Origin of the sequence: Bacillus sp. V33-4, assembly GCF_002860225.1 — a bacterium.
GTDB classification, from domain to species: domain Bacteria; phylum Bacillota; class Bacilli; order Bacillales; family Cytobacillaceae; genus Bacillus_BJ; species Bacillus_BJ canaveralius.
The window spans coordinates 22677-32146 of record NZ_PGVC01000017.1 but is presented as its reverse complement, the minus strand read 5'-3'; the positions used below and the strand labels follow the sequence as shown (position 1 = coordinate 32146).

General features: G+C 43.9%; 11 protein-coding genes, 1 pseudogene and 1 other annotated feature. All 12 genes and pseudogenes read right to left on the bottom strand.

What is annotated here, in order from left to right:
• Positions 1-108: 108 nt before the first annotated feature.
• On the bottom strand, positions 109-399 hold the full coding sequence (gene rpmA, locus CVD23_RS06940) for a 50S ribosomal protein L27 (RefSeq protein WP_101579594.1): 291 nt from the start codon (positions 397-399) through the stop codon (positions 109-111).
• Between the two features lie 16 nt (positions 400-415).
• The gene (locus CVD23_RS06935) at positions 416-745 is read right to left on the bottom strand and encodes a ribosomal-processing cysteine protease Prp (protein WP_101579595.1); all 330 of its coding nucleotides are present in this window, start codon (positions 743-745) and stop codon (positions 416-418) included.
• 11 nt (positions 746-756) lie between these two features.
• Positions 757-1065, bottom strand: coding sequence for a 50S ribosomal protein L21 (gene rplU, locus CVD23_RS06930; protein WP_101579596.1), 309 nt, complete (start codon positions 1063-1065; stop codon positions 757-759).
• A 13-nt stretch (positions 1066-1078) separates the two neighbouring features.
• Positions 1079-1162 (bottom strand) — a sequence feature (ribosomal protein L21 leader region).
• A gap of 101 nt (positions 1163-1263) precedes the next feature.
• Positions 1264-2748 (bottom strand): Rne/Rng family ribonuclease, encoded by a 1485-nt coding sequence (locus tag CVD23_RS06925; protein ID WP_101665577.1) that lies wholly within the window; start codon positions 2746-2748, stop codon positions 1264-1266.
• Positions 2749-2849: 101 nt separating this feature from the next.
• Positions 2850-3716 (bottom strand): M50 family metallopeptidase, encoded by an 867-nt coding sequence (locus CVD23_RS06920; protein WP_101665576.1) that lies wholly within the window; start codon positions 3714-3716, stop codon positions 2850-2852.
• Positions 3709-4485: a M23 family metallopeptidase gene (locus CVD23_RS06915; protein WP_101579599.1), complete on the bottom strand. Its 777-nt coding sequence runs from the start codon at positions 4483-4485 to the stop codon at positions 3709-3711. The genes CVD23_RS06920 and CVD23_RS06915 overlap by 8 nt, the downstream gene beginning before the upstream one ends.
• 312 nt (positions 4486-4797) lie before the next feature.
• Complete coding sequence (minD, locus tag CVD23_RS06910) at positions 4798-5601, bottom strand: septum site-determining protein MinD (protein ID WP_101665575.1); 804 nt, start codon at positions 5599-5601, stop codon at positions 4798-4800.
• 1 nt (position 5602) lies between these two features.
• Positions 5603-6283, bottom strand: a complete 681-nt coding sequence (gene minC, locus CVD23_RS06905) for a septum site-determining protein MinC (RefSeq protein WP_101665574.1) — start codon at positions 6281-6283, stop codon at positions 5603-5605.
• Positions 6284-6564: 281 nt separating this feature from the next.
• Positions 6565-7080, bottom strand: a complete 516-nt coding sequence (gene mreD / locus CVD23_RS06900; RefSeq protein WP_101579602.1) for a rod shape-determining protein MreD — start codon at positions 7078-7080, stop codon at positions 6565-6567.
• Entirely contained in the window at positions 7077-7964 is an 888-nt protein-coding gene (mreC, locus tag CVD23_RS06895) for a rod shape-determining protein MreC (RefSeq protein WP_101579603.1), read from the bottom strand. Before mreC ends, mreD begins: the two co-directional genes overlap by 4 nt.
• A gap of 23 nt (positions 7965-7987) precedes the next feature.
• On the bottom strand, positions 7988-9010 hold the full coding sequence (locus CVD23_RS06890) for a rod shape-determining protein (RefSeq protein ID WP_101579604.1): 1023 nt from the start codon (positions 9008-9010) through the stop codon (positions 7988-7990).
• Positions 9011-9254: 244 nt separating this feature from the next.
• Positions 9255-9458: pseudogene (locus CVD23_RS06885) on the bottom strand (JAB domain-containing protein); the annotation flags it as partial.
• Positions 9459-9470: the final 12 nt, after the last annotated feature.

Here is a 9470-nt window from a genome sequence, read left to right as displayed (position 1 = left end):
CTTGACACTTACTCGGGTTGGACTTTCACCAACTAGCAATTAACGGCTTGCTGGGCACGCGTAAATAAAAAACTCTAACCTTCACGGTTAGAGTTTTCGTCAGGAAGCTTACGCTTCTTGAGCTGCTGGATATACGCTCACTTGTTTGCGGTCACGACCTACACGTTCAAACTTGACAACTCCATCAACTTTAGCGAATAGGGTATCGTCGCCGCCACGGCCTACGTTTACTCCAGCGTAGATTTTTGTACCACGCTGACGGTAAAGAATTGAACCGCCGCTAACGAATTGACCGTCTGCACGCTTAGCGCCTAGGCGCTTGGAGATTGAGTCACGTCCGTTCTTTGTAGAACCTACTCCCTTTTTAGAAGCGAAAAACTGAAGATCTAATCTTAACATTTGTTCCACCTCCTAGTTATCTGAAGTTAATTTTTATATAATTTCCGTAATCTCTTTCAATCGTTTGCAATGAAATGACCATGCCTTCAAGGAGCAATTGCACTTTCTCTTGTGTTTCAACCGGGAGATCCCCGGGAATTTCACATCGGAGAAAACCATTCTCTCCTTGTTCGATAACAGGTTCAATGCCCGTTAAACCAATAATTGAATTAACAGATCCAAAGGACACAGCAGAAATACCTGCACAGACAATGTCTTCCCCGGGATCAGCAAATTCAGCATGTCCACTCACGATAAATGATTGAATCATTCCGGTTTCGCTACGATTAATCGTAATTTTAATCATCTGATTTAACCTTACGCGTTGATTTTTTCAATCACAACTTTTGTATACGGCTGACGATGACCTTGCTTTTTACGGTTGTTTTTCTTTGCCTTATACTTGAAGACAATGATTTTCTTTTGACGGCCTTGTTTTTCAACTTTTCCTGTAACTGTAACACCTTCCACTAATGGACTGCCTACTTTTACATTCTCGCCGCCAACGAAAAGAACCTTCTCAAAAGTAACCGTTTCGCCTGCCTCAGCGTTAAGCTTTTCGATGAAGATCGCTTGACCTTCTTCTACTTTGACTTGCTTCCCGCCAGTTTCGATAATTGCGTACATGAACTGCACCTCCTTATAGACTAAGACTCGCCATCATCAGGCGTTTTGCAAAGAAGTGCAAAAACTTTCAACCTGTTCTGAGCGGTTGTAGCACGGGTGCGCTACAAACATAACATGAAAAATAATATCATATTCCACAAGTCTTGTCAACCCGTCACAATAACATTCCAAAGAGTGAAGAATACTAAAAAATAATTGTCATGATCGCTCTGCTTTTTCTTGAATTTCTTCTCTTTTTCCAAATTGACGGATGTCATAGTGAGGTTTTTCAGAATTAGCACTTAAAAAGAATATTTTTATCCCTAATGCTGATTCGAGCCGTTCTATGTGCTCGCCGTGTTCTCCGGAAAATACTTTCTTAACTGATTCAGAAGCATGCACAAGAACCGCTTCATAGTCAGACGAACGGTACTCCCACAGCTCCCGTTCGAGCCGGAAAGCGGCCGTTTCCGCACTGATGACTCTGCCGCTCCCCTCACATTCCGGGCATTTTATCGTCAAAGCTTCAAGAATCGACTGCTTTGTCTTCTTGCGGGTCAGCTGCAAAATTCCAAGCTTCGTAAAGCCGATGACCCTTGTCCTCCGTTCATCTTTAGCAAGCTCAGCCTTTATTATTCGAAGCACATCGTCCCGGTCTTCATCAAGGTCCATATCAATAAAATCGATTAAAATTATTCCGCCGATGTCACGGAGCCGGATTTGCCTGGCAATTTCCCGTGCTGCCAGCAGGTTGGTTTCGACAACGGTTCTTTGAAGATCATGCTTGCCGGAAAACTTCCCGGTATTCACGTCGATAATCGTCAGAGCCTCTGCTTCATCAAAAATTAAATAAGCACCGTTGTCGAGCCAAACCATTCTTTTTAACGCCTTTTCAATCTCTTGCTCGATTTTATATTCAGCGAAAATGTTCGCATTTCCGGTATAAAGAGACACTTCTGCACGATCGCTCCCAGTCGATAGAAAAGTGACAAGTTTCTTTTTAAGAGCGAAATCATCGACCACGATTTCAACGGGTTCGGCTTTTTTCAATTCTGCATAAAGCTCTTCGATAAATGGCTCATTTTCGACGAGTACGCCCGGCTTTTTCAGCGCTTGTTCTTGCGCTTGCAGCAGTTCATACCGGTTTCGCAATCCGTCCAGCTCCAAAGCAACAGCATCACTCGCCATGCCGGCACATGCAGTCCGAAAAATAAGCCCTTCCTGCTCCCTTTTTATCTGGTGCCCGAATTGACGCCACTTTTCCCGTACTTCATCAGGCAGCTTTTGCGAAACAGCTACATATTTACCGTTCGGCATGTAGACAAGCCCGTCACCGTGAAGCTCGATAATTCCGGTCAGCCGCGGTCCTTTCGACCCGGCTGCATCCTTCTCAATTTGGACGAGCAGCCTTTCGCCCTGGTGAACAAACGCCGAAATAGGGCTGTTCTGCTTCAAGCCCTTTTCTTCATTGGACAGGACGTAGGAAGGCAGCTTGTCACGATGCAAATAACCAGCACGGTTTTCACCAATGTCAATAAACGCGGCATTCATTCCCGGCAGAACCTTCGTAACGATTCCTAAATAGATTCTGCCGACAGCAGACCGCGATTTCGGCTGTTCGATAAATAAGCGATCGATACGGTTCCCTTTTAAAAGCGCAAATCGTTTTTCCCTCACACCATAATTAACAATCAATTTATCCAAAGTTTCTTCCTCACTTTTTCTTTTTGCTCATCCTGTTCAAGTTCGGGGATCCATCCGGATGAAAATCTGTTTAAACCACTTCCTTAACAATTATCCTACTCCTAATACGGATAAAGCAAATCACCAATCCTCGCAGACAGAAGCTTTTCTGAAAAATAAGCATGCAAAAGCTCAGTTTCATCCAATAAACCCTGTTCTTTACCATTTTTTTCGATGATAACCGGGTGCTTACAGCCTCTTTGAAACCGTTCAAGTACGTTTATGATAAGCTCTTCTTCATTTACTTTTAAAGGTTTTAAGCTGCGAAACTCACTGTTTTTCCCATAATGGCGTTCAAGCAAAAATCTCATAAACACGTACTGTTTTTGTTTCCACTCCCCATGAAGAGAGAACAGCAGAAAGCCAACGACGATCCAAACGTTTAAATTGCCTGGTACTGTGAATAATACGATTGCGGTAAAAATGGCGATACCGATAACCGACGCCAACAGCGTTCGTTTATGGGCTAATGGAAATGGATCTCGCAGCGACAGCAACAAAAATACAAGCTTGCCACCGTCTAATGGCCAGATTGGCAGTAAATTAAAAATAACCACCATTAAATTGTAATCGATAAACAGCCAAAACCAATGCTCTGGCAACCAGGCAGCCTTATAGAAAAGAAATGCGAGCAGGGCAAGCCAAATATGCTGTAAAGGGCCAGCCAGGACCACGACCGCTTCTTCCTTAAGCGGACGATTTCCGTGCTCTTCCATCTCCGCTACACCCCCAAATGGAAGAAGCGAAATCCGTGTTATCCGCCAGGAAAAAAAAGAGGCCGCCGCCGCATGCCCCATTTCATGAACAAAAATAATCAGCAGCAGCATGGATAGCTCTATAAAATGTCCGGTCACAACCGCTAACGCGATGATAAGCCACAGCAATGCATGGATATGAACCTGTTTGCACAACGCGATAATTTTATTCAAAGCGGATCACCGGGACGGGATCGACAAAATTATCCCCTTTTTTTATGGCAAAATAAAAGACACCTTTTGAGCCGTCAGTCCCTTGTGAGACTGTTCCGACCGTGGATCCTTTCTCAATAAAATCATATAATTCCACATCAATCTCTTCCAGATTTGCGTACCAGGATTGGCTTGTATCACCATGCTGGATAATCACCGTTTTTCCGAATCCCTCTTTTTCGCCGGCGAAATTTACGAAGCCTTCGTTCATGGCCTGTACCGCCGCTCCAACACCCGTCTCAATCATGACCCCCTGCCCGTTTACATCGAAATCCTCAAGGATTTTCCCTGAGGCCGGCAGCGCATATTCGGAATCTAATTTTTCCGTTTTGTCTTTACCCGAGTCTTCTTTAAAAGGGAGTAGGGCAAGCGGTTTTCCAAATTGCTGTTCATACCATTCCGAGACAGCCGCAAATTGAAAATCATCATTCATGGATTTTTTGACAAAACTGCGGACCGGCTCCAAAGATCCAGCCTCGCTGCGGAAAATGATCGCCATCATTAAAACAAGACAGGCGGAAGCCAATATTTTAAACAGGAAAAATTCCTTGCGGAACAGGGGGTGCTCCCCGTCGCCCCGTCCGCTTTCAAATGAGGAAATTTTCTCAAACCCGTACCGTTCCTCATCTTCAGCCCAAAGCGGATGTACCGGATTATGTTCGGTTAACTTGTCTCTTTCTCTCTTTCTCCTTGCAATCCTTTTTCGAATATCATCGGCTCTGGAACGCATTTTATCCCCACCAATCCCTTACACCAGTTTGTACAAGTGTATGAGTTGTCCGTCACGAGTATGACTTTTCGTCGAGAGATCGTCCCTGAAAGGTTGACTGTTTTGATGATAACCCCCGCGTTTCAATCCTAAATCCGGCTCTATGTAAATAAGTAAATTTCACAATGTAATAAACTAAACCGGAAAAATGAATACTATCTTTTGTTTACATAACTGTTTGTTTTTCAATTAAAGAATTGCTTTATGAAATTCATTCAAATATAAAAAACCGGGACTACCCCCGGTTCGAAAATCAAGATATGAATTTTATATCTACTTTACGCCAAAAAAGCGTTTTAATTTTGAAAAAACACCGTTGTCGGTTTCTTCAAGAGGCTGAAGCGGAACAGACTCGCCTAAAATGCGGCGGGCTATATTCCGATATGCGATTGAAGCTCTGCTGTTCGGATTGAGCACGATTGGTTCACCGTGATTGGAAGCTTTTATCACTTCATCATCATCGGCAACAATGCCAATCAAGTCAATCGATAAATGGGATGTAATTTCATCGACATCGAGCATATCACCATTTTTCATCATATGGCTGCGAATCCTGTTAATGACGAGCTTCGGTGATTCAACGTTTTCTTCTTTCTCGAGCAGCCCGATGATCCTGTCTGCATCGCGGACAGCCGATACTTCCGGAGTGGTTACGACAATTGCCTTATCAGCACCGGCGACAGCGTTTTTATAGCCCTGTTCGATTCCGGCAGGGCAATCGATAACAATATAGTCGTAGTCCTGTTTTAGCTCATCAACAAGCTTCTTCATTTGTTCGGGCTGAACAGCCGATTTGTCACTTGTTTGCGCTGCTGGAAGAAGGTAAAGCTTGTCTTCAAACCGTTTATCTTTAACAAGTGCTTGATGAATCTTGCATCTTCCTTCGACCACATCAACCAGATCATAAATAATCCGGTTTTCCAGTCCCATTACAACATCCAGGTTGCGAAGGCCGATGTCGGTATCAACCAGGCATACACGCTTTCCTTGCAGGGCCAAAGCCGTTCCCAGGTTGGCAGAAGTTGTTGTTTTGCCAACTCCCCCTTTACCGGATGTCACTACTATTGCCTCTCCCATACTATCGTCCCCCTTCCAATCTTGTTAACTCAGGTCTAAGCTGAACTAAAGCTTGCAATCTATCAACAACAATTTGCTGATTTTCATTTATGTATGCGCATTCCATTTCCCGCTTATCCCCTTCCGGATATTGGTCTGGGGCACGATTGATACAATCATTGATCCTCAATTGGGAAGGCTTCATCACCGAAGCGGCAATCACTGCCTGTCCGTTTCCCGACCGTCCTGCATGGGCCATTCCTTTTAAAGCACCCATAACAAAGATATTGCCTCCGGCTGCAACTGTTCCTCCGGGATTGACATCGCCAATCAGCAGTAAATCTCCTGGCACTTCAAGAATTTGGCCAGAGCGGACAATGCTTGTAATCGGAACAATTTCACTGGCGGCTTTTAAGCGGTTTGCCTCTTCAATCGTAATAACATTCGACTGTATTTCTTCGACAACGAGGTTTTTTTTGTGACGGATAAGCTCTTTCATTTCTTCTTTTTGTGTTTCGGTCAAATAGCGGTTGCCCACCTTCACCTTTACGGAGATAAGGTGATTATCCTCATTCCCCCGATAGCTCACGGAAAGCTTTTCGTCCATCTCCCTCTTTAAAGCCTCATAAGAACAAGAATCATCGAGATGAAGCGTTAGCCCGTCCTTTGTTCCTTTGATCGTAACATTTTGCATTTTTTTCATGTCAGCAAGTTCACCTCAATTCGAAAAGCGGAAGCACCTTGATCAGCCCCGACAAGCGCTGGAGGGACTGACGGTGAAGTCGTTCTTTGACTTCATTGGCAGGACCGAAGCGACTCGAGGGGCTAGGCGCTGGAGCTGGACATCGAAACGCCCAACATTTTTTTAAAAACTTTATATCAGTTCTCATGATAGAAAAGATTTCGACAGAATATGCCGAAACTCCTTCTTGCCACTTTTATTTAGAGTAAAAGGTCTAGTGGCACAGAGGCCGATTTTAGCAATTAATCTTTTAAATATTCCGCAAACCTTTCAAACTGCTTTTTCAATGGAAAAGCAGCAATGATCGTGAATGCTAAATTTAACACCAATGTTGGCAGCCATCTTAGAAAAGTAAACATTGAAAAATCGATATTTGTCCGGTTGATTAATAAATTGGCTCCATATACAGAAAGCTCAAGCAGGGCAACTCCGAACAGCGACACAAATGTCATGATAATAATATTCGCATGCAGAACCTTCATTATTCTCGAAACGATATACGCCATGACCGGAAACAGGAACAAATAGATTCCGATAATCTCTGTATAAACAATATCAAAAAGTCCGCCAAAAATCAGCGCATAAATGATTCCATGCTTAACGCTACCATAAATCGTCAAGAAAAACAGAGCAATCATCAAAAAACGCGGTACGAGAATACGCTCACTGTTAAAGATTTCTGCAGGAAGCAATTCTACAAATGTACTTTCAATCACAAAAAAGAACATCAATAAAACAGGAATAAGGAATCTTCTCACAGTTCCTCCTCCTCGCCATCTGCCATGTCCGTTAATTCAGGCCTTGTAATGCTGCGCTTCGCGACCATCACATGCTGAATATCATAAAGGTTTGCGCTTGGCTTCACATAAACGGTTTGGGTGAGGCCAAACTGATCCGGCTTCACGTCAACAACCTTGCCAATCTCAAGCCCGCCCGGAAACACGCCACCAAATCCTGACGAAGTGACAATCTTGTCTTTTTCTATTTTAGCATCAAAAGGGATATTTTTTAATAGAAGCAATTCTTGTTCTTTATCGTAGCCTTCAATCGTTCCGTGGTATGGTTTTTCTCCTTCGCCAAACACCGAAGCCGAAATCCGGTTTGTCGGGTCCATTGAACTCAGCAGCTGCACTGTTGACGATAATCCGTTGACACTTTTCACCTTGCCGATCAGCCCTGTTGCCGTGATAACCGCCATGTCGGGCTCGATTCCATCCGTTTTCCCTTTATTGATAATCAGAAGTTCGTGCCAGCGATCCGGGTTTCTTCCAATTACCGTCGCCTGCTTTGGTTCATAATCCCGCAACGATTCTTTCTTGCCGAGTATTTCATTAAGCTCTTTGTTTTCCTTTTGAAGTTCCTGTACCTCTACTTCAAGCTTAGTCAAATCATCTAGCCGTGCTTTCAATTCCTTGTTTTCATGATATGTATTTTGCAAATCGTGCACATTTTCAAAAAATCCGGCAACATAGTGGGCCGGTCTTGAAACAAGGGATTGCACCCAGCCGGTTGTGTCCTTGATGAACTGCTCCGGCCAGGTTAATTGATCTCTTTCCCTTAAAGAAAATCCAATCAATGCCACGAGAACAATGATACTGACGAGCAGTAAAATCAAACGTTTATTAAAAAAGAACTGTGGCATGACTTACACCTCTACGATCAGCATTAGCGAGAATCCTTCGCTCTTGTTTTAAATAAATGAATATGGTCAAGCGCTTTTCCCGTTCCGATTGCAACACAATCGAGCGGGTTCTCGGCAATTAAGACCGGCATTTTTGTTTCATCGCTTATCACCTTGTCGAGATTTTTCAACAGCGCACCGCCGCCTGTCAAAACAATTCCCCGGTCCATAATATCTGCAGCCAATTCCGGCGGAGTTTTTTCAAGTGTCAGCTTAACAGCGTCAACGATCGAATAAACTGTGTCATGCAAAGCTCTGGCAATCTCTTCAGCAGTTATCTCCATTGTTTTTGGCAAACCGGTTAACAGGTCACGGCCGCGGATTTCCATGTTGCCTATGCCTTCCGGATCTCCGGCTGAGCCTATTTCGAGTTTAATCATTTCAGCAGTTCTCTCACCGATCATTAAATTGTAATTTTTGCGGATATAGTTGATAATCGCATCATCCATCTCATCCCCGGCAATACGAATCGATTGGCTTGTAACGATCCCGCCCAATGAAATGATTGCCACTTCGGTTGTCCCGCCGCCGATATCAACAACCATGCTACCTGTAGGTTCCCAAACAGGCAGGTTGGCACCGATGGCAGCTGCGAACGGTTCCTCTATGGGATAAGCGTCCCGTGCTCCCGCCTGGCGCGTGGCGTCAATGACAGCACGCTCTTCCACAGCAGTAATTCCTGACGGCACACAGATCATTACATATGGCTTTCCGGCAAACCAGCCTTTGTTTTTGGTTGCCTGATTAATGTAATATTTCATCATTGTAGCGGTTGTTTCATAATCAGCAATTACGCCGTCTTTCATTGGCCTTAATGCGACGACATTGCCCGGTGTACGTCCAATCATGTTTTTCGCATCGTTTCCGACCGCCACAATGTGTTTTGTATCTGTTTGCAGCGCGACAACGGAAGGCTCCCTGAGGACGATTCCTTTGCCTTTAACATATACCAGGGTATTCGCTGTGCCCAAATCGATTCCAAGATCTCTTGTCCCAATTCCAAACATAAATTGTATCTCCCTTTCTGATACTTAAGCAAAATGCAAATAAGATGTTTATCCGGTTTTCATTTACCCGCTTATCCTTTATTGTCGAAAGAACGCTGCGAACAAGGGCGAAAAGGCCGGTGCAACGATAGTTTTAACGTTTTAAAATTCACCTGAATGGCGATACTGGATGGTTTACAGTCTTAATCCAGCCTGCAAAAATCATAAACAATATTATAGCTTATCGTCAAATAAAAACCTAGTGTCATAAATACCCTTTTTCTTTGAGGCTGACAAATTTATTTTCTCCGATAATTAAATGATCAAGCATTTCAATGCCGATTATTTTCCCGCATTCGGCGAGGCGCTTTGTGACTTCGATATCCTCCCTGCTCGGTGACGGATCGCCGGAAGGATGGTTATGCACACAAATAATCGATGCTGCCGACCTCCGGAAAGCTTCTTTGAAGTAGGGTAAGAA

What these genes read in the sequence shown, in the direction of transcription:
- rpmA (WP_101579594.1), bottom strand. Translation starts at nt 399, where the DNA reads ATGTTAAGATTAGATCTTCAGTTTTTCGCTTCTAAAAAGGGAGTAGGT.
- CVD23_RS06935 (WP_101579595.1), bottom strand. Translation starts at nt 745, where the DNA reads ATGATTAAAATTACGATTAATCGTAGCGAAACCGGAATGATTCAATCA.
- rplU (WP_101579596.1), bottom strand. Translation starts at nt 1,065, where the DNA reads ATGTACGCAATTATCGAAACTGGCGGGAAGCAAGTCAAAGTAGAAGAA.
- CVD23_RS06915 (WP_101579599.1), bottom strand. Translation starts at nt 4,485, where the DNA reads ATGCGTTCCAGAGCCGATGATATTCGAAAAAGGATTGCAAGGAGAAAG.
- minD (WP_101665575.1), bottom strand. Translation starts at nt 5,601, where the DNA reads ATGGGAGAGGCAATAGTAGTGACATCCGGTAAAGGGGGAGTTGGCAAA.
- minC (WP_101665574.1), bottom strand. Translation starts at nt 6,283, where the DNA reads ATGAAAAAAATGCAAAATGTTACGATCAAAGGAACAAAGGACGGGCTA.
- mreC (WP_101579603.1), bottom strand. Translation starts at nt 7,964, where the DNA reads ATGCCACAGTTCTTTTTTAATAAACGTTTGATTTTACTGCTCGTCAGT.
- CVD23_RS06890 (WP_101579604.1), bottom strand. Translation starts at nt 9,010, where the DNA reads ATGTTTGGAATTGGGACAAGAGATCTTGGAATCGATTTGGGCACAGCG.